This window comes from Microbacterium sp. MYb62 (assembly GCF_002979475.1).
In the GTDB taxonomy this organism is placed as follows: Bacteria; Actinomycetota; Actinomycetes; order Actinomycetales; family Microbacteriaceae; genus Microbacterium.
Genome location: NZ_PCOY01000020.1, coordinates 44,139 through 62,710, shown reverse-complemented (window position 1 = coordinate 62,710; position 18,572 = coordinate 44,139). Strand labels below are relative to the sequence as shown.

18 protein-coding genes and 1 tRNA gene are annotated in these 18,572 nt (G+C 68.7%); 6 read left to right on the top strand and 13 right to left on the bottom strand.

Going from position 1 to position 18,572, the window contains the following annotated elements; genetic code table 11:
• Nucleotides 1-51: 51 nt before the first annotated feature.
• Genes CQ042_RS16345 through CQ042_RS16325 form a run of 5 tightly spaced genes read right to left on the bottom strand, consistent with a single transcriptional unit; the run spans nt 52 to nt 2,937 of the window.
• The gene (locus CQ042_RS16345; RefSeq protein ID WP_105671509.1) at nt 52-381 is read right to left on the bottom strand and encodes a helicase; all 330 of its coding nucleotides are present in this window, start codon (nt 379-381) and stop codon (nt 52-54) included.
• Nucleotides 381-776: a TadE family type IV pilus minor pilin gene (locus tag CQ042_RS16340; protein ID WP_146115418.1), complete on the bottom strand. Its 396-nt coding sequence runs from the start codon at nt 774-776 to the stop codon at nt 381-383. The genes CQ042_RS16345 and CQ042_RS16340 overlap by 1 nt, the downstream gene beginning before the upstream one ends.
• Complete coding sequence (locus CQ042_RS16335) at nt 776-973, bottom strand: DUF4244 domain-containing protein (RefSeq protein ID WP_105671507.1); 198 nt, start codon at nt 971-973, stop codon at nt 776-778. The genes CQ042_RS16340 and CQ042_RS16335 overlap by 1 nt, the downstream gene beginning before the upstream one ends.
• A gap of 60 nt (nt 974-1,033) precedes the next feature.
• A complete protein-coding gene (locus CQ042_RS16330; RefSeq protein ID WP_105671522.1) occupies nt 1,034-1,933 on the bottom strand; it encodes a type II secretion system F family protein in 900 nt (299 codons plus the stop codon).
• Nucleotides 1,930-2,937, bottom strand: a complete 1,008-nt coding sequence (locus CQ042_RS16325; RefSeq protein ID WP_181157601.1) for a TadA family conjugal transfer-associated ATPase — start codon at nt 2,935-2,937, stop codon at nt 1,930-1,932. The genes CQ042_RS16330 and CQ042_RS16325 overlap by 4 nt, the downstream gene beginning before the upstream one ends.
• A 404-nt stretch (nt 2,938-3,341) precedes the next feature.
• Between CQ042_RS16325 and acs the strand changes: the two genes are divergently transcribed.
• Complete coding sequence (gene acs / locus CQ042_RS16320) at nt 3,342-5,309, top strand: acetate--CoA ligase (protein ID WP_105671506.1); 1,968 nt, start codon at nt 3,342-3,344, stop codon at nt 5,307-5,309.
• Between the two features lie 87 nt (nt 5,310-5,396).
• On the opposite strand, the gene CQ042_RS16315 is transcribed toward acs, so the two are convergent.
• Nucleotides 5,397-5,855: a RidA family protein gene (locus CQ042_RS16315; protein WP_105671505.1), complete on the bottom strand. Its 459-nt coding sequence runs from the start codon at nt 5,853-5,855 to the stop codon at nt 5,397-5,399.
• A complete protein-coding gene (locus CQ042_RS16310) occupies nt 5,852-6,076 on the bottom strand; it encodes a hypothetical protein (protein WP_105671504.1) in 225 nt (74 codons plus the stop codon). The genes CQ042_RS16315 and CQ042_RS16310 overlap by 4 nt, the downstream gene beginning before the upstream one ends.
• 89 nt (nt 6,077-6,165) lie before the next feature.
• Between CQ042_RS16310 and CQ042_RS16305 the strand changes: the two genes are divergently transcribed.
• From CQ042_RS16305 to CQ042_RS16285, 5 genes are all read left to right on the top strand, one after another.
• The gene (locus tag CQ042_RS16305) at nt 6,166-8,727 is read left to right on the top strand and encodes a penicillin-binding protein (protein ID WP_258132288.1); all 2,562 of its coding nucleotides are present in this window, start codon (nt 6,166-6,168) and stop codon (nt 8,725-8,727) included.
• Nucleotides 8,718-9,659, top strand: coding sequence for a metallophosphoesterase (locus CQ042_RS16300; RefSeq protein WP_258132287.1), 942 nt, complete (start codon nt 8,718-8,720; stop codon nt 9,657-9,659). The genes CQ042_RS16305 and CQ042_RS16300 overlap by 10 nt, the downstream gene beginning before the upstream one ends.
• A 56-nt stretch (nt 9,660-9,715) precedes the next feature.
• Nucleotides 9,716-9,792 (top strand) — tRNA-Pro (locus tag CQ042_RS16295).
• A 95-nt stretch (nt 9,793-9,887) separates the two neighbouring features.
• Complete coding sequence (locus CQ042_RS16290; RefSeq protein ID WP_105671502.1) at nt 9,888-10,643, top strand: HAD-IIB family hydrolase; 756 nt, start codon at nt 9,888-9,890, stop codon at nt 10,641-10,643.
• A gap of 52 nt (nt 10,644-10,695) precedes the next feature.
• The gene (locus CQ042_RS16285) at nt 10,696-11,538 is read left to right on the top strand and encodes a DUF1295 domain-containing protein (protein WP_105671501.1); all 843 of its coding nucleotides are present in this window, start codon (nt 10,696-10,698) and stop codon (nt 11,536-11,538) included.
• Nucleotides 11,539-11,567: 29 nt separating this feature from the next.
• Here the strand turns inward: CQ042_RS16285 and CQ042_RS16280 are convergent, their stop codons facing one another.
• From CQ042_RS16280 to CQ042_RS16255, 6 genes are all read right to left on the bottom strand, one after another.
• Nucleotides 11,568-12,827, bottom strand: coding sequence for an alpha-hydroxy acid oxidase (locus CQ042_RS16280; protein WP_105671500.1), 1,260 nt, complete (start codon nt 12,825-12,827; stop codon nt 11,568-11,570).
• A gap of 10 nt (nt 12,828-12,837) precedes the next feature.
• A complete protein-coding gene (locus tag CQ042_RS16275) occupies nt 12,838-13,560 on the bottom strand; it encodes a FadR/GntR family transcriptional regulator (protein WP_105671499.1) in 723 nt (240 codons plus the stop codon).
• A gap of 218 nt (nt 13,561-13,778) precedes the next feature.
• Nucleotides 13,779-14,432, bottom strand: a complete 654-nt coding sequence (locus CQ042_RS16270; RefSeq protein WP_105671498.1) for a thymidine kinase — start codon at nt 14,430-14,432, stop codon at nt 13,779-13,781.
• A gap of 9 nt (nt 14,433-14,441) precedes the next feature.
• On the bottom strand, nt 14,442-15,914 hold the full coding sequence (locus tag CQ042_RS16265; protein ID WP_105671497.1) for a malate:quinone oxidoreductase: 1,473 nt from the start codon (nt 15,912-15,914) through the stop codon (nt 14,442-14,444).
• A gap of 63 nt (nt 15,915-15,977) precedes the next feature.
• Nucleotides 15,978-17,048 (bottom strand): aspartate-semialdehyde dehydrogenase, encoded by a 1,071-nt coding sequence (locus tag CQ042_RS16260; RefSeq protein WP_105671496.1) that lies wholly within the window; start codon nt 17,046-17,048, stop codon nt 15,978-15,980.
• A gap of 147 nt (nt 17,049-17,195) precedes the next feature.
• Nucleotides 17,196-18,476 (bottom strand): aspartate kinase, encoded by a 1,281-nt coding sequence (locus CQ042_RS16255; protein ID WP_105671519.1) that lies wholly within the window; start codon nt 18,474-18,476, stop codon nt 17,196-17,198.
• Between the last annotated feature and the right edge of the window lie 96 nt (nt 18,477-18,572).

Below are 18,572 nucleotides of genomic sequence, written 5' to 3'. Positions count from 1 at the left end.
CATACACACCACTGTGTGGGGTCGTTCACAGTGAGCGAGGTCGCGCTGCCATCACTGTTCCTCGGGTGGCCCGGCACGGGCTCGGGAGACGGCTGCGAGTCCAGCGTACGCCGCCTGCACCTCCACGGTCGCCACCAAGCCCGCGACGGTGCATCCGGTGAGGGCGGCGCCGGCCGCCGCCGCGACCCGCGCGGCGAGTGCGCACGGGTCTTCCTCGGTGGGTACCGCACCGCTCGCGGCATCGGCTGCGGCGAGCGCCGCGGCATCGGCCGCACCCGCCGTCCGTTGCGCCGTCACCGCCGCCCCGCCGGCGGCCGCGAGCCCGAGAGACAGGACGCACGCGACGGCCAAGACCCCGGCCGCCATCGCCGAGCCCGCCATCACAGACCTCCGTCGAGCGCGCAGCTCGACGCGTGCAGCGGCAACCGTAGCAGCGACCCGACCGACACCTCGAGAGAGGCCGTGACGCACACCAGGTCACCCGACTGCGACGACGACATGCGTGCGCCGGAGACGGCCGTGCGCACGACACGCTCCGCGGCGTCCTGTCCTTCGCCCCGCCCGAGCAGACGAGCCGCGTCGGCCGAGGCATCCTGCAGCGACACCTGGCGGGATGCCGCGCCGAGTGCTCCCACTCCGAGCAGCAGCGTGAGCACGACAGCGGGAAGCGCGAGAGCGAGTTCCGCCGCGACCGACCCGCGCTCGTCGGCGCCGCGCGAAACACGAGAGCGCTCCCCCGTGGCGGGTCGGCCTCCGTGCCGTCTCCGGCGTCGCATCATGACACCGTCAGCGCCCGTCGCACGAGGTCGGTGAGGATGCCGCGGACCTCATCGGACCGCATGATCACCACCAGGAGTCCGGCGAAGGCGACGGCGGCCATGGTCGTGATGGCGTACTCCGCAGTGGCCGCTCCGGTGTCGTCGCCGAACAGGGTCGCCGCGCGACGCCGGTCCAGCCGGGGGATGTTGGTCATGGTGTTCCTTCTTTCTCTGGGATGCGTGCGCATCGGGTGGTCGGGGTCACAGCGGGTCGGTCACAGCGACAGCGGTGTCGAGGCGAGGACGCTGAGCAGGAGCGGCGCGACGCCGAGCAAGAGGAAGGCGGGCAGGGTGCAGACACCGAGCGGGAGCAGCAGACGGGTCGAGAGCTTCGCGGCCCGCAGGCGCCCCTGCACTCTGGCGGTGTGCCGTTCCTGGGCTGCGGATGCCCGAAGCAGCTCCGCCGCCGGCACTCCGGCCGCACGGGAGAGATCGAGGACGGCGCGGACGCGCTCCACGCTCCCCCCGGATGCGGAGCTGTCGGCGACGAGCTGCAGCGCCCGGTCGATGGAGGCCCCGCCGGCGAGCGCGACGGCGACGAGCTCCGCCCGCATACCGGGGGTCCCCGGCACCGGCCTCGCCTTTCGGAGCAGTCGCCCCGTCCACAGCCGCGCCGCCATCACGAGAAGCAGGCCGGCGACCACGCAGGCGGCGCCGAGCGGATTGCCGACGATGACGCCGACGGTGTCGAAGCCGAGGGCGAATCCGAGGAGCAGCCCGGCGAACGGCATCCAGAGGAGCAGCCGTGCCGTTCCCGCCGGCTCGGCGAGCGCGATGCGCACGTCGTCCGCCGCCGACGCCGCGTCCCGCAGGGTCTCGGCGATCATGCGGAGAACCTGGGCGAGCGGCGCTCCCACCGTCGTCGCGATCTCCCAGGCGGCGGCCAGATCGATCCACGCGCCGCCCTCAGCCTCGATGGAAGAGAGGAGGGGGACGCCGCGATCGGCCCGGTCGACCACCGCGATGGCGTGCGGATCGCCCGTGTCGGCGAGATGTCGCCACGCGACGAGCGGGACGGCACCGGCCTGGAGCAGCACGGCCAGCGTCTGCACCGATGTCGCGGCGTCCGATGCGCTCTCCCGGTCGCTCCGTCGCGCACGGCGAGACCCGCTCACCACGGCGCGACCTCTTCGATGTCGAGTCGGTCGCCTGAGATCACGAGCCGCCCGGCCTGATGGATACGACGTACACCCCCGGGAGCACGGTCGAGATGGAGCACGACCGTGAAAGCGCTGACCGCCTGCCTCGCGAGCGCGACCGCGTCCATCCCGGCGAGCGCGCCGAGTGCTTCGAGACGCGCCGGGACGTCTCGAAGGCCACTCGCGTGCAGCGTTCCCGCGCCGCCGTCGTGGCCGGTGTTGAGCGCGGTGAGCAGCTCGCGGACCTCTTCGCCGCGGCACTCGCCCACCACCAGTCGGTCGGGTCGCATCCGCAGGGATTCGCGCACCAGACGGGCGAGCGTGATGCCACCGGCGCCCTCGAGGTTCGACTGCCGTGCCTCGAGGGCGACGTGATGCGGATGGCGGGGCCGTAACTCCGCGACGTCTTCGATCGTGACGATGCGCTCGGTGGGGGGAACCTCGGACAGGAGGGCGGACAGCAGGGTGGTCTTGCCCGTTCCGGTGCCGCCGGTGATGAGGACGTTCGCCCTCTCGTCGACGAGGCCGAGGAGCCACCTCTGCTGGTGGGCGTCGAAGGCGCCGAGCGCCGCGAGCGATTCGAGGTCGGCGGCCCGCACACGGGGTATGCGGATGGAGAGCGCGGTGCCGGTGGTCGAGACCGGGGCGAGCACGGCATGCACCCGGATTCCGGAGTCGAGCCTGACGTCGACGCAGGGTGCCTGATCGTCGAGGTGACGCCCGCCGAGACCGACGAGAGCGACCGCGAGGTCGCGGACCTCACGCTCCGACGCCCGCCATCCCACCGCGGGCTCGGCTCCGCTGCCGCGGTCGAGGAACAGGCCGCCCGCCCCGTTCACGAACACATCGGTCACGGCATCGTCGATGTGGCCGAGGAGCGGACCGAAAGCGGGATCCATTCGCAGGGCCTCCGGAGCGGGCTCCGCAGCGGACGCGGCGAGCGCCGCTCCCCGGGGGTGGATGACGAAGGAATCGACCATACCCGCGACGGTAGGCGGGGGCTTCGGGGCGAGACGCCGGAATCATCCGGACGACGCAGGTGCTGTGCAGAAGCCGAGCAGTGCCGCCCCGGTGCAGGAGACGGAAGATTCCTCGGCGGAGGCGATCGGGAGCGCTCCCAAGAAAATGGGCGGCATCTCACGGGGGGAATGAGATGCCGCCCACGGCGGACCGCGATTGGGGGGAATCGGGCACGCCAAGGCCGGAATGAGATTTCGGCTGTCGTCGAGTGTACGCAAGGCGACCGTCCTGACAAAACCCGCGACACTACCGACTTTCGGCAGTATGCGACAAGGTGACGCGAGGATAGATTCACCCTGACCTGGTCGTCCCACCCCCACGACCACGCTCGCAAGACCCGTATGCCGCAAAGGAGCGCCTGCCGATGAGCAGCCAGATCGACCATCTTCTCGACGAGACCCGGAAGTTCCCGCCGTCGCAGGAATTCGTCGCCCAGACCATCTCGTCACCTGAACTGTACGAGCGCGCCGCTGCCGATCGTGAAGAATTCTGGGGCGAGCAGTCCCGGGACCTGGTGCACTGGCACAAGCCGTTCACGCAGATCCTCGACTGGAGCAACCCGCCCTTCGCGAAGTGGTTCGATGACGGCGAACTGAACGTGGCCTACAACTGCCTCGACCGTCACGTCGAGGCAGGAAACGGCGACCGCGTCGCCCTGCACTGGGAAGGGGAGCCCGGCGATTCTCGCCGCATCACCTACGCCGAACTCACCGACGAGGTCAAGCGTGTCGCGAACGTCCTCGAAGGCCTCGGCATCGGCCAGGGCGACCGCGTCGCGATCTATCTGCCCATGATCCCCGAGGCGATCGCCTCGATGCTCGCGGTCGCGCGGCTCGGCGCCATCCACTCGGTCGTCTTCGGCGGCTTCAGCGCCGACAGCCTGCGATCCCGTATCGACGATGCCGGCGCCAAGCTCGTGATCACGGCCGACGGCGGATACCGCAAGGGGCGCGTCTCGGCACTGAAGCCCGCCGTCGACCAGGCCCTCGCCGATCGTGGCGAAGGGGAACAGCAGACGGTCGAACACGTGCTGGTCGTCCGGCGCGGCGAGAACGAGGTCGATTGGACCGAGGGCCGCGACATCTGGTGGCACGAAGCCGTTCCCGCCGCATCCGCGGAGCACACCGCTCAGGCGTTCCCGGCCGAGAACCCGCTCTTCATCCTCTACACCTCCGGCACCACCGGGAAGCCGAAGGGCATCCTGCACACGTCCGGCGGTTACCTCACCCAGGCGGCGTACTCGCACAAGTACGTGTTCGACCTGCACCCGGAGACCGACGTGTTCTGGTGCACGGCCGACATCGGCTGGATCACGGGCCACAGCTACGTCACCTACGGGCCACTCGCGAACGGCGCGACCCAGGTGCTCTACGAAGGCACGCCGGATGCTCCGCACCCCGGTCGCTGGTGGGAGATCATCGAGAAGTACAAGGTCTCGATCTTCTACACGGCGCCGACCGCGATCCGCTCGTTCATGAAGATCGGCCGCAGCGTCCCGAAGAAGTTCGACCTGACCTCACTGCGACTGCTCGGCTCGGTGGGAGAGCCCATCAACCCCGAGGCCTGGATGTGGTACCGCGAGGTGATCGGCGCGAACAAGACGCCGATCGTCGACACCTGGTGGCAGACCGAGACCGGCGCGATCATGGTCTCCGCGCTGCCGGGCGTGACGGAGACGAAGCCCGGGTCTGCGCAGGTTCCTCTCCCCGGCATCTCGATCGACGTCGTCGACGAGAAGGGCGTCGAGGTCGGCAACGGCAACGGCGGGCTGCTCGTCATCACCGAACCGTGGCCGAGCATGCTGCGCGGCATCTGGGGCGACCCCGAGCGGTATCGCGAGACCTACTGGGAGAAGTTCGAGGACCAGGGCTACTACTTCGCCGGCGACGGCGCCCGACTCGACGAGGACGGCGACCTGTGGCTGCTCGGCCGCGTCGACGACGTCATGAACGTCTCGGGCCACCGTCTGTCGACCGCGGAGATCGAATCGTCGCTGGTCGCGCACGAGGCCACCGCCGAGGCCGCCGTCGTCGGCGCATCCGACGAGACGACCGGACAGGCCGTCGTCGCCTTCGTCATCATCAAGGAGAGCTACCTCGCCGAGCACGAGCCCGCGGGCCTCGCTCAGCAGCTGCGGCTGTGGGTCGGTGAGCAGATCGGCGCCATCGCCCGCCCTCGTGACGTCTACATCGTCGGGGAGCTGCCGAAGACCCGCTCGGGCAAGATCATGCGGCGCCTCCTGCGCGACGTGGCGGAGGGACGCGAGGTCGGCGACACCACGACGCTCGCCGACACCGCGGTGATGAGCATCATCTCGGCGCAGGTGAAGTAAGCACGAGGCAGGAAAGCAGAACGCGCCTCCCGACATCGGGAGGCGCGTTTCTCTTTCGTGCACGGCATCGGATGCCGCGACGCGGGCTCAGGCGAGGATGAAGGTGACCTCGACCTCGACGGGGCTGCCGAGCGGGAGCTCCGCGACGCCGACGGCCGCGCGGGCGTGGCGGCCGGCGTCACCGAAGATCTCGCCGAGCACCTCGCTCGACCCGTTGATCACGCCGGGCTGACCGGTGAAGGCGGCGGCAGAGGCGACGAAACCCCCAACGCGGAGCACTCCGGCGATACGGTCGACGCCACCGGCGGCATCCGCGGCCGCGGCGAGCGCGTTCAGGGCGCAGGTGCGCGCATAGGCCTTCGCGTCCTCTGCGGAGACCTGCGTGCCGACCTTGCCGACAGCCGGAAGAGCGCCGTCGACGAACGGAAGCTGACCCGACGTGTAGACGAGTCCGCCGTGCACGACCGCGGGGACGTACGCCGCGACCGGGGCGGCGACGGGCGGGAGCTCGATGCCGAGCTCGGCGAGGCGCGCGGCGACGCTCATGCCTGGCCGCCCTCGAACTGGCGGGCTGCCTGCTCCGCCGCGGCGAGGCCCACGTTCGCCGAGGCCTCCGACGTCACGGGGCGCTTCAGGTAGGCGACGAGACCACCCTCGGGGCCCTGCACGACCTGCACGAGCTCCCACCCCTGCTTGCCCCAGTTGTTGAGGATCGCGGCGGTGTTGTGGATCAGCAGCGGCGTTGTGAGGTACTCCCAGGTGGTCATGGCACTCCTGTCGATCGGGGCACGACACCGGGATTCCGGGGCGGGCTCGTCAAAGGTGGTATTCAGGGAACTCCCCTACGATCAAGCGTATGCCCCAAAAGAATCGCACGGTGAGAGGCGTGCTCGGCGGTCTCGTCGGGCTCGTCGGTCTCAGCGCCGTCGCCGGTCTCCTGGTCACTGCCAGCGTCACCCCCGTCCTGGCGATGACCGGCCTCGCAGGCACCAGCGCCCTCACCCTCTTCGATCGGCTCCCCGAGAGCCTCAACCCGGGTACGCCGATGGAGCAGTCGTCGATCTACGCGACCGCCCCGGACGGCTCGACGGTCGAACTCGCGTCGTTCTACGAACAGAATCGCATCCCGGTCACCTACGAGCAGGTCTCGCCGGTCCTGTACGACGCGATCCTCTCGAGCGAGGACAAGAACTTCTACAGCCACGGCGGTGTCAACGTCGGCGCCACGGTGAAGGCCCTCGTCGACAACGTGCGCGGCACCTCCAGCCGAGGCGCCTCGACGATCAGCCAGCAGTTCGTCAAGAACGTGCTGATCCAGAAGTGCGAGCAGGAAGTCGACACCGAGTCCGAGACGCATGCCGAGGACCTTCAGCAGTGCTGGAAGGACGCGACCAACGCGACCGGCAGCAAGGGCATCGAGCGCAAGCTCCAGGAGATGCGCTACGCGATCCAGATCGAGAAGGAGGTGCCGAAGAACGACATCCTCGTCGGCTACCTCAACATCGCCAACTTCGGTGGCACCGTTTACGGCATCGAGGCCGCGGCGAACTACTACTTCAACACGACGGCGGCGAACCTCACGGTCGCGCAGGCGGCGACGCTGGCCGGCATCGTCCAGAACCCCAACACGTATCGCATCGACAAGCCCGGGGGCACGGTGCCGAACGCCGAGGGGGTGATGGTGAACACCGCGGAGAGCGGCTACTCGCTCACCAAGGACCGCCGACACTACGTGCTCGGCCGCATGCTCGCCGATGGGAAGATCACGCAGGCCCAGTACGACGAGGCCGACGCGTCGGAGATCACCCCCACGCTGAACCCGCCGACGCAGGGCTGCGCCGCGGCAGGGACCAGCGCCTACTTCTGCCAGTACGTGAAGTCGATCGTGCTGAACGACGAGGCCTTCGGAACCAGCAGGCAGGACCGGGTCGACCTGCTTCGCCGCGGCGGCCTGAAGATCTACACCACTCTGGACTACCGCATCCAGGACCCCGCTGCGGCGACGATGACCGATATCGTTCCGGCCAACTACGACAACATGCACTTCGGCGCCGCGGGCGTCTCGATCGAGGTCGGAACGGGCAAGATCCGCTCGATGACGCAGAACACGCTCTTCACAGAGACGCCGACCGAGGACATGGCCTATACCGGCCTGGTGTTCGCGGGCGACAGACAGCACGGCAACTCGGACGGCTTCCAGGTCGGCTCGACCTACAAGCTGTTCACGCTGATCGACTGGCTCGAGAAGGGGCACTCGGTGCGCGAGGTCGTCAACGGCCGGGTCCAGACCAACATGAGGTTCACCTGCGGCGACGGCCGGATGGTCGCCGACACCAAGAAGATCGGCAACTTCGGCGGCGGACAGGGTTCCACCGACACGGTGTTGAACTTCACGAAGAACTCGCTCAACAGCGGCTACTTCGCCATGGCCTCCAAGCTCGACCTCTGTGACATCAACAAGGTCGCCGACCGCATGGGCGTGACACTCGGCACCGGCGAGAAGATCACGAAGGAGAACGTGCCCTCGAACGTGATCGGCTCGCAGGCCATCTCCCCGCTCGCGATGGCGAACGCCTACGCGACGGTGGCCAGCGGCGGCACCTACTGCACCCCCCGCGCGATCGAGCGCGTGGTCGGCGCCGACGGCAACGAACGGAAGCTCCCGGAGGCCTCGTGCACCCCGGGCGTCATCTCCCCCGAGGTCGCCGCGACGGCCGCCTTCGCCCTGCAGAGCGTGATGGGCCCGGGAGGCACCGGCCGCCAGGCCAACCCCAACGACGGCACCCCGCTGATCGGCAAGACCGGTACCCACGACGAGTGGTCGACCATGATGATCGAGTCCAGCACCAAGATCGCGACCGCGGTCTGGGCGGGTCGTTGGGAGGGCCAGGAGAACATCTACCGGAAGAGCTTCGAAGGTCGACTCCTCAACGAGATGCGATACCCGTTGGCCCGGGCCGCACAGGCGGCGGCGAACGCCGCCTACGGTGGAGATCCCTTCCCGCCGCCGGACAACAACCTCTCCCGCCAGGTGCTCTCGACGGTCCCGAGCGTCGTGGGCAAGACCGTGGAAGAGGCGACGGCGACGCTCGAGGGCGCAGGGTTCGAGGTCGTGGTCGGCGGAGCGGTCGACAGCGAGCTGGCGCCCGGGCTCGTGGCGGCGCAGGATCCGAGCGGTCAGGCCGCCGGAGGCGCGACGGTCACCCTCACGACCAGCAACGGGCAGGGAACGACCGTGCCCGCCAACCTGGTCGGCATGACGAGAGCCCAGGCGACGGCTGCTCTGGGCGGCGCCGGGTTCACATCGATCGATTTCGACAACTCCTGCAATCCACCGACATCGGTCGTGGGCAGCACCGACCCTGCCCCGGGCACGGCGACCAGCAAGGCCACGACCGTCAGCGTGACGTGCCAGTAGGCACACGCCAGACGGCACACCCGGCCCTCATCGCGCTCGGCGCGGTGGGGGCCGTCGGTGCTGCCGCCGCCGTCTGGGGCATCGGCATCGAGCGGTACCTGTTCACGGTGCGCGAGGCCACCGCGCCCTCGCTCCCCTCCGGCTCGGCTCCCCTGCGCATCCTGCACATCTCCGACGCGCACATGGCCCCGTGGCAGCACCGCAAGCAGGACTGGCTGGCGTCGCTCGCGGAGCTCAAGCCCGACCTCATCGTCAACACCGGCGACAATCTCGGGCACGAGAACGGCCTGGACGGCATCCGTCGCGCCTTCGCCCCGCTTGCCGGCATCCCCGGCGTCTTCGTCCACGGGTCGAACGACGTCGCCGCCCCGTCACCGCGCAACCCGCTGCGCTACTTCCTCGGACCGTCCAAGAAGAACCACAAGCCGGAACGCCTCGACACCGATGCGATGGACCGGTACTTCAGCGACGAGCTCGGCTGGACGGATCTGAACAATGCGGCCGCGCGGCTCACCGTCGCCGGCACCCAGGTCGACTTCTTCGGTGTGAACGACGCCCATCGGGACTGGGACCGTCTCGAGGTGCTCCCCGAAGCCATCGCCGGTCTGGGACCGCGCGATGCCGCGACCCCCGTGCTGGGTGTCACCCATGCGCCCTACCAGCGGGTGCTCAACGGGTTCATCGATCTCGGCGCCGACGCGATCCTCGGTGGTCACACCCACGGCGGGCAGGTCTGCCTCCCCGGGTACGGCGCCCTCGTGGCCAACTGCGACATCCCCCTCAAGCAGGCCAAGGGGCTGAGCACGTGGTCGCATGACGGGCGCTCGGTGCCGCTCAACGTCAGCGCGGGCTGCGGGCACTCCATCTACGCCCCGATGCGCTTCGCGTGCCGCCCCGAAGCGACCTTGCTCACGCTGACCGCACGACGCTGATCACCCTCTCGATTCGGCGCACGGAGCATTTCCCTGTAGACTCGGAGGGTTGCAAACGGGGTGTGGCGCAGCTTGGTAGCGCGCTTCGTTCGGGACGAAGAGGTCGCAGGTTCAAATCCTGTCACCCCGACCAGTGACACCGGAAGGCCGCCCTCAGGGGCGGCCTTCTCTGTTTCGACCGCTCGCCTCGCGATCCTCCCAGCGCCCATCTCCTAGGCTGGAGGCATCATGACCGCGCCCACTCTCGTCGCCTTCGATCTCGATGACACTCTCGCGCCGTCCAAGGGTCTAATCGACCCGCGGATCGCGACCCTGCTGCGCTCTCTCCTGCGCACGGTCGACGTCGCGATCATCTCCGGCGGCAACGAGGCGCAGTTCCGCTCGCAGGTGGTGGCCCGACTCGGCGACGCGGATGCCGCGGACCTCGCGCGACTGCACCTGCTGCCCACGTGCGGCACGCGCTACCTCCGCCACGACGGCACCGACTTCGCCTCCGTCTACGCTCACGACCTCAGCGACGAGGAGAAGCAGTCGGCGCTGACGGCGCTGCGCGAAGAGGCCGAGCGTCTCGGCCTCTGGGAGGCGGAACCGTGGGGCGAGATCCTCGAAGACCGCGGCTCGCAGATCACCTTCTCGGCTCTCGGACAGCGCGCCCCCCGCGAGGCGAAGCACGACTGGGATCCGACCGGAACCAAGCGCGCCGCGCTGCGCGACGCGGTGGCGGCGCGTCTCCCCGGGCTCGAGGTGCGCTCCGGCGGCTCCACCTCGATCGACATCACGCAGGCCGGCATCGACAAGGCCTTCGGCATGAGGCAGCTCGCCGCGCGCACCGGCATCCCCCTCACCGACATGCTCTTCTACGGCGACCGGCTCGATGAGGGCGGGAACGACTACCCGGTCCTCGCGATCGGGGTGCCCTCGGTGGCGGTCGTCGGATGGGAAGACACCGCCGACAAGCTCGACGCCCTGCTGCTCACGCTCTGATCTTCACGGTGTCGCGCCGCAGGAGGCCCGGCGACGGTCCTAGCATGGCGTCATGGATGCCCTGCAGATCGTCATCATCGTCGCCGCAGTCGCCAGCGCCGCCTGCTGGATCCTCTCCCTGATCACTCGCGACACCTCGTGGGTCGACCGCGCCTGGTCGATCGTCCCCGTGGCTTACGTGTGGGTCTTCGTCGCCGGATCGTTCGCGAACGGCGACGGCTCGGCCCGCGTGGTGCTGATGGGTGTGCTCGCGACCGCCTGGGGCGCCCGTCTGACCTTCAACTTCGCCCGCAAGGGCGGTTACACGGGCATGGAGGACTACCGATGGGCGATCCTGCGCACCCGAATGCGACCATGGCAGTTCCAGATCTTCAACGTGCTGTTCATCATCGGCTACCAGATGACGCTGCTCGTCCTCATCACACTGCCTGCAGCGCTCGCGGCGCAGAATCCGTCGGCCCTCACCGGGTGGGACGCGCTGTTCATCGCCGCGTTCCTCGGCTTCCTGGTCGGCGAGACGATCGCCGACCAGCAGCAGTGGGTCTTCCACCGACGTAAGGAGCAGGCGGGCGGCACGCTCGCACCCGGCTTCGCGACCTCGGGCCTGTTCCGGTACAGCCGCCATCCGAACTTCTTCTTCGAGCAGGCACAGTGGTGGGCCTTCTACGCCATCGGCGCGACTGCGGCCGTGGCCGGTGGCGCCGGGTTCGTGGGCGGCGTGCTGAATCCGACGATCGTCGGGCCCGCGCTGCTGACGGTGTTGTTCATCGGCTCGACCATCTTCACCGAGTCGATCACGGCGTCGAAGTACCCCGCGTACGCCGTGTACCGCCGCACGACCTCGATGCTCGTGCCGTGGCCTCCGCGCACGCGTGCGGTGGCCACGCAGTCCTGAGACCGCGAAGCCACCGCACGCGGGCGGACTCAGCGCGCGTGCGCCTCTGCGGCGGCGCGGTTCACCGGCACCAGGCGGGTCAGCTGCGTGACGTGCCCCGGCTCGAGCTCGGCGAGCGACGAGACGCCCAGCAGCCGCATGGTGCGCTCGATCTCACTGCGCAGGATCGCGATCGTGCGGTCGACGCCCTGGCGCCCGCCGGCCATCAGACCGTAGAGGTACGCACGACCGATCAGCGTGAAGTCCGCTCCGAGCGCCACGGCGGCGACGATGTCGGCGCCGTTCATGATGCCCGTGTCGATCATCACGGTGAAGTCGTCGCCGACGGCCTTGCGCACCTCGGGCAGCAGGTGGAACGGGATCGGGGCGCGGTCGAGCTGGCGTCCCCCGTGATTCGAGAGCACGATGCCGTCGACCCCCGCGTCGCGAAGACGCACGGAGTCCTCGATGTTCTGCACACCCTTGATGACGATCTTCCCCGGCCAGATGTCGCGGATGACAGCGAGGTCGTCATAGCTGATGGTCGGGTCCATCGCCGCGTCCAGGAGCTCGCCCACGGTGCCGCCGGTGGTGCTGAGCGACGCGAACTCGAGCTTGGGCGTGGTCAGGAAGTCGAACCACCACCAGGGCCGCGGAATCGCGTTGATGATCGTCCCGAGCGTGAGCTGCGGCGGGATGCTGAAGCCGTTGCGCTTGTCCCGCAGGCGAGCACCGGCGACCGGGGTGTCGACCGTGAACTGCAGGGTGTCGAAACCTGCGACCGCTGCCCGGCGGGTGAGCTCGTAGGAGATCTCGCGATCGCGCATGACGTAGAGCTGGAACCAGTTGCGCCCATGCGGGTTGGCGGCCTTCACGCCCTCGATCGAGGTGGTACCGAGCGTGGACAGGGTGAACGGGATGCCGGCGGCTGCGGCCGCGCCGGCACCGGCGACCTCGCCTTCGGTCTGCATGAGGCGCGTGAAGCCGGTGGGCGCGATTCCGAAGGGCAGCGCGGACGGTCCTCCCAGGATCTCGACGCTCGTGTCGACCGTCGGAGCGGGCCGCAGGATGCCGGGGTGGAACTCCACGTCCTGGAAAGCCTGGCGCGCTCGCGTGAGCGAGAGCTCGCCCTCCGCGGCGCCGTCGGTGTAGTCGAAGGCGGCCTTCGGCGTGCGGCGCTTCGCGATGAGACGCAGATCGTCGATCGTGAGTGCGCCCTCCAGCCTGCGCTTGCGCCCGTCGAGCTCGGGCTTCTTGAACTTCATGAGCTCGAGGAGCTCGACGGGGTTGGGGAGCTGGCGCTGCACCATGATGTGCCTCTCAGTTCTGGGGGTGGATGTCACGGGTGAGCCCCGCGGACGTGTAGTAGCCGGTGATGTGCGCGTGGACGAGGGTTCGCGCTGTCTCGACGTCGCCGGCGTCGATAGCGGCGACCACGGCGTGGTGCTCGGCGCGGAGCCGGACGGCCATCGCCTCCCAATCCGTGATCGCGGAAACCCCCGCCTGCACATAGGACTCGATCGAGGAACGCAGGCCCGCCATCATCGCGGCGATCACCGTGTTGCCGCTGGCTTCGGCGAGGGAGAGATGCAGCTCGGCATCGAGGGCGAGGAACTCCGCGGGTGCGAGGTCTGCGGCGTCCATCGCCCCGAGCAGGCGGTGCGCCCTGGTCGTGTCCCTGTCCGCAGCGGCGGCGATCGCGGCGACGACCGCATCTTCGAGCACCAGGCGGGTGCGGACGACGTCGTCCAGCGGGAAGCCCTGAGCGGCCACCTGCAGTCGCAGCAGCGCCGACATCCCGCCGGTCGGAGTGGCGATGACGATGGCACCCGACTGGGGACCGGAGCCGGTCGCGGTGCGGATGAGCCCCATCACCTCGAGCACGCGGAACGCCTCGCGCACGCTGGAGCGCCCGACACCGAGTTCGGTCGCCAGATCACGCTCGGACGGCAGTCGGTCGCCGGGGCCGAGGCGGCCGTCGAGGAGGTCGCGCTCGATGCGTTCGAGCACGAGTCGCCATGCACGCGCGGGCTGGTCGGCCATCGATCCTCCTGTGGTCTGACCACAGGCTAGCGCGAGTGGTCAGACCACGCAAACGAGCTGCGTTCTCCTGCATCGGACGGCGTTGCCCCAGGCAGCGTCAGGTCAGCCTCGAGAGCCCGCCCTCGACGCGCGCCGCAGAAACTCCTGCGGAGTCGTGCAACGGATACGGCGCCGGGGTGGCCGCGCGCCGGAGGCTCACCAGGAGAGCGGATGCGGGCCTAGCCCAGACGCCCGCCGGACTCCTCGAGGTAGCAGGTGCCGCAGAGGGACTCGTACGTGGTCACCTCGGGTGACGCCGATCCGATCGCCCCCTCATCGATCGCGACCTGATCGCCGTCGAAGACGAAGCGTCCGCCGACGACGCGGCCGTTGAACACGGCCTTCCGTCCGCACCGGCAGATCGTCTTGAGCTCCTCCAGCGAATGCGCGATGGCGAGCAGGCGCGCGGATCCCGGGAAAGCGTGCGTGAGGAAGTCGTTGCGGATGCCGTATGCGATCACCGGGATGCCGTCTTCCACCGCGATGCGGAAGAGGTCATCGACCTGGCGCGGCGTGAGGAACTGCGCCTCGTCGATGAGCAGGCAGGCGACGTCGTTCGGACCGTCGGGGAGCAGCTCGTCGTCCGAGGAATGCTGCATGCGTTCACGATACTCGGCGAAGAGCACGCGCGCATCATCCTCGGCCCCGACGAGGAAATCGACCTGTCGCGTGACGCCGAGTCGACTCTCGATCTCGGACGCCCCCTTGGTGTCGATCTCGGGCTTCGCGAGCAGGACGTGCTGCCCGCGCTCCTCGTAGTTGTACGCGGCCTGCAGCAGGGACGTCGACTTGCCGGAGTTCATCGCGCCGTAGCGGAAGTAGAGCTTCGCCACGGTAGGACCTCAGACGTTGATGCCGAGAGCGGCTGCGGTGGTCTCGGTCGACTGCTCCGCGAGCGCCGCGTCGTCGTTCAGCTTCTTCCCGAAGGTGGGGATCAGTGCCCGCAGCTCGGATTCCCACCCGGGGTACTCCGTCGGGAAGCACTTCTTGAGCAGATCGAGCATGATCGGGACGGCAGTGGATGCCCCCGGAGAGGCGCCGAGAAGACCGGCGATCGACCCGTCGGCCGCCGCGACGACCTCGGTGCCGAACTGCAGGATGCCACCCTTCTTCGGGTCCTTCTTCATGACCTGAGCACGCTGCCCCGCGTCGATGAGCGTCCAGTCCTCATCCTTCGCGGTCGGCATGAACGTGCGCAGGCTGTCGACCTTCTTGGCGTGGTTCTTCAGCAGCTCGCTGACGAGGTATGTGATGAGGTCGGGGTTCTTCACCGCGACCTGCAGCATCGGCAGCAGATTGTGCGTGCGCACCTGCGACACGATGTCGAGCATCGACCCGTTCTTCAGGAACTTCGGGCTGAACGTCGCGAACGGCCCGAACATGAGCGACGCCTCACCGTCGACGACACGCGTGTCGAGGTGGGGAACCGACATCGGCGGAGCGCCGACCGAGGCCTGCGAGTACACCTTCGCCTTGTGCTGGGAGACGACCGTCGGGTTCGTGGTCTTGAGGAACTGGCCGCCGATCGGGAAGACGCCGTAGCCCTTGATCTCGGGGATGCCGGAATTCTGCAAGAGCTTGAGCGCCCAGCCGCCCGCGCCGACGAACACGAAGCGCGCCTTGACCTCGTTGGGCGTGTGCCCGATGCGGTTGCGGTACTTGACCAGCCAGGTGCCGTCCTTCTGCTTCTTCAGACTGCGCACCTCGTGGTTCGTTCGCAGCGTGACGCCGGAGTCGGTGAGGTGGTCGAAGAGCTGGCGGGTCAGAGCACCGAAGTCGACGTCGGTGCCTGCGGGAACCCGCGTCGCGGCGAAGGGCTCACCCTTGCGACGCTGCTGCATGAGCAGGGGCGCCCAGGTGTTGATGACGCGGGAGTCTTCGCTGTACTCGATGCCGGCGAACAGCGGCTGCTTCTTCAGCACCTCGTAGCGGTTCTTGAGGTACGCGACGTCTTTCTCTCCGCGCACGAACGTCATGTGCGGGGTCGCATTGATGAAGGTCGACGGCGCGTCGAGCACACCCTTCTCCACCAGCGACGACCAGAACTGCCGGCTCTGCTGGAACTGCTCGTTGATCGACACCGCCTTGGCGGGGTCGAGGGGAGCATCACCCTGCTGCGGCATGTAGTTCAGCTCGCACAGTGCGGCGTGCCCCGTGCCGGCGTTGTTCCACGGGTTCGAGCTCTCCTGAGCCACCTCGGAGAGTCGCTCGAAGGCGACGATCTTCCACTCCGGCTGCAGCTCGTGCAGGAGAGTACCCAGGGTGGCGCTCATGATGCCACCGCCGATCAGGACGACATCGACGTTTTCAGTCACCGAACCAGTCTAGTTCGCGGGCGCGCCGCCGCAGACCATACGCAGGGTGCGCAGGCGGTGCGTTCAGCTCACGGGCGTGAGGCGCTCCGCGAGTACCTCGGCGATCTGCACAGCATTCAGTGCCGCCCCCTTGCGCAGGTTGTCGTTGCTGAGGAAGAGCACGAGGCCCTTGCCCTCGGGGGCCGACTGATCGGCCCGGATCCGACCGACGAAGCTCGGGTCCTTGCCAGCGGCCTGCAGCGGGGTGGGAACCTCGTCGAGCACGACGCCGGGAGCCGCGCTCAGGACCTCGCGCGCACGCTCGGGCGTGATCTCACGCGCGAACTCGACGTTGATCGAGAGCGAATGACCGGTGAAGACGGGAACGCGCACACAGGTGCCCGCGACGCGGAGCCCGGGGAGCTCGAGGATCTTGCGGCTCTCGTTGCGGAGCTTCTTCTCCTCGTCGGTCTCGTTGTCGCCGTCGTCGACCAGGTTGCCGGCGAAGGGGATCACGTCGAACGCGATCGGGGCGATGTATTTCTCGGGCTCGGGGAAGTCCACGGCGGAGCCGTCGTGCACCAGGCGGAGGGTGTCGCCCTGCGCGAGCACGCCCTCGACCTGACCGAGGAGCTCCTGCGCCCCGGCGAGACCCGAGCCGGAGACGGCCTGATAGGTCGACACGATCAGACGCTCGAGACCCGCCTCGGCGTGCAGCGCCTTCAGCACGGGCATCGCGGCCATCGTGGTGCAGTTCGGGTTCGCGATGATGCCCTTGGGGCGTTCGTCGATCGCGTGCGGATTGACCTCGCTGACCACGAGCGGAACTTCGGGGTCCATACGCCAGGCGCTGGAGTTGTCGACCACCACGGCACCGGCAGCGGCGAAACGCGGCGCGTAGGCGCGGCTCGCCGTGGCACCCGCCGAGAACAGGGCGATGTCGATGCCGGCGGCATCCGCGGTCTCGACGTCTTCCACGATGACGGTCGTGCCACCGAACTCGATCGCCGTGCCCGCGGAACGCGCCGAGGAGAACAGACGCAGGTCGCGGATCGGGAACGACCGCTCGGCGAGAATCTCGCGCATCACGGTGCCGACCTGGCCGGTGGCGCCGACGATGGCGACGGAGAGTCCTGATTCGGAGATGCGGGTCATGATGTTCCTTGGCGTCGTGCGGTACAGCGTACGAGGCTTCGGGCGCGGCGTCGGGATGCGGATGCTGCGCCTGGCGCCGGTGTCAGGGTTTCGGTGAGTCTACCGCGCTCGGATACCGGCTCGGGCCGCCGGCATCCGTGGCGTCGATCAGCGCCCGGTGCCGGCGTGGACCGTGGCCTCGGCGTCACCGTCGAGGCCGTACGCGGTGTGCACGGTGCGTGCTGCCTCGGTGAGATCGGTGTCGCGGAGCACGACCGAGATGCGGATCTCGGACGTCGAGATCATCTCGATGTTGATGCCCCCGGCGGACAGCGCCTCGAACAGCGTGGCGGAGACACCGGAATGCGTGCGCATGCCCGCACCCACGACCGACAGCTTGCCGATCTGGTCGTCGTGGATCAGGTTCTGGAACCCGACCTCCGTCTGGTCGCCGGCGAGGGCCTTGAGCGCCGCGGCGGCATCCGCCTTGGGAACCGTGAACGAGATGTCGGTACGACCGGTGGCCGACACGTTCTGCACGATCATGTCGACGTTCGCGCCGGATTTCGCGACGATCTTGAAGATCTCGGCGGCCTTGCCCGGCACGTCGGGCACACCCGCGACCGTGATCTTGGCCTGGCTGAAGTCGGTGGCGACACCGGCGACGATCGGTTCTTCCATGGCTGCTCCCTCGGCTTCGCGAGGGTTCTTCATGCCCTCGCCCAGAACGTATGTGCCCTCGGCCGACGAGAACGTCGAGCGGGCGTGAATGAGGACGCCGTGACGGCGTGCGTACTCGACGGCGCGGATGTAGAGCACCTTGGCGCCGTTGGCTGCGAGCTCGAGCATCTCCTCGCTGGAGACGTGATCGAGCTTCTGGGCCTTCGGGATCACGCGAGGATCGGCGGTGAAGATGCCGTCCACGTCGCTGTAGATCTCGCACACGTCGGCGTCGAGAGCGGCGGCCAGAGCGACGGCCGTGGTGTCGGAGCCGCCGCGTCCGAGCGTGGTGATGTCGCGGGTGTCGCGGTTGAACCCCTGGAATCCGGCGACGATCACGATCGCCCCCTCATCGAGCGCTTCGCGCAGACGCACGGGTGTCACATCGACGATGCGGGCGGCACCGTGCTGCGAGTCGGTGATCATGCCCGCCTGGCTGCCGGTGAACGACCGCGCCTCGAAACCCATCGAATGGATGGCCATGGCCAGCAGCGCCATGGAGATGCGCTCTCCGCTGGAGAGGAGCATGTCGAGCTCGCGCGGCGCAGGGATCGGTGCGACCTCGTTCGCGAGCTCCAGCAGCTCGTCGGTGGTGTCGCCCATCGCACTGACCGCCACGACGACGTCGTGACCGGCACGACGCGTGTCGACGATGCGCTTGGCGACGCGCTTGATGCTCTCTGCGTCGGCGACGGACGAGCCGCCGTACTTCTGCACGATGAGGGCCACGTTCACTCCCTGGGATGACGGGCGGATCCGCCCACGCTCATTCTACGATCGGCGCGTATGCCCCGTTGCGCATGTGTCGCGCCCCACTCTCCGTCG

Excerpts from the sequence above, each read along its gene's own strand:
- CQ042_RS16345 (WP_105671509.1), bottom strand. The coding sequence starts at position 381 with ATGGCGGGCTCGGCGATGGCGGCCGGGGTCTTGGCCGTCGCGTGCGTC.
- CQ042_RS16315 (WP_105671505.1), bottom strand. The coding sequence starts at position 5,855 with ATGAGCGTCGCCGCGCGCCTCGCCGAGCTCGGCATCGAGCTCCCGCCC.
- CQ042_RS16340 (WP_146115418.1), bottom strand. The coding sequence starts at position 776 with ATGCGACGCCGGAGACGGCACGGAGGCCGACCCGCCACGGGGGAGCGC.
- acs (WP_105671506.1), top strand. The coding sequence starts at position 3,342 with ATGAGCAGCCAGATCGACCATCTTCTCGACGAGACCCGGAAGTTCCCG.
- CQ042_RS16260 (WP_105671496.1), bottom strand. The coding sequence starts at position 17,048 with ATGACCCGCATCTCCGAATCAGGACTCTCCGTCGCCATCGTCGGCGCC.
- CQ042_RS16305 (WP_258132288.1), top strand. The coding sequence starts at position 6,166 with ATGCCCCAAAAGAATCGCACGGTGAGAGGCGTGCTCGGCGGTCTCGTC.
- CQ042_RS16290 (WP_105671502.1), top strand. The coding sequence starts at position 9,888 with ATGACCGCGCCCACTCTCGTCGCCTTCGATCTCGATGACACTCTCGCG.
- CQ042_RS16280 (WP_105671500.1), bottom strand. The coding sequence starts at position 12,827 with ATGGTGCAGCGCCAGCTCCCCAACCCCGTCGAGCTCCTCGAGCTCATG.
- CQ042_RS16275 (WP_105671499.1), bottom strand. The coding sequence starts at position 13,560 with ATGGCCGACCAGCCCGCGCGTGCATGGCGACTCGTGCTCGAACGCATC.
- CQ042_RS16325 (WP_181157601.1), bottom strand. The coding sequence starts at position 2,937 with ATGGTCGATTCCTTCGTCATCCACCCCCGGGGAGCGGCGCTCGCCGCG.
- CQ042_RS16335 (WP_105671507.1), bottom strand. The coding sequence starts at position 973 with ATGACCAACATCCCCCGGCTGGACCGGCGTCGCGCGGCGACCCTGTTC.
- CQ042_RS16310 (WP_105671504.1), bottom strand. The coding sequence starts at position 6,076 with ATGACCACCTGGGAGTACCTCACAACGCCGCTGCTGATCCACAACACC.
- CQ042_RS16285 (WP_105671501.1), top strand. The coding sequence starts at position 10,696 with ATGGATGCCCTGCAGATCGTCATCATCGTCGCCGCAGTCGCCAGCGCC.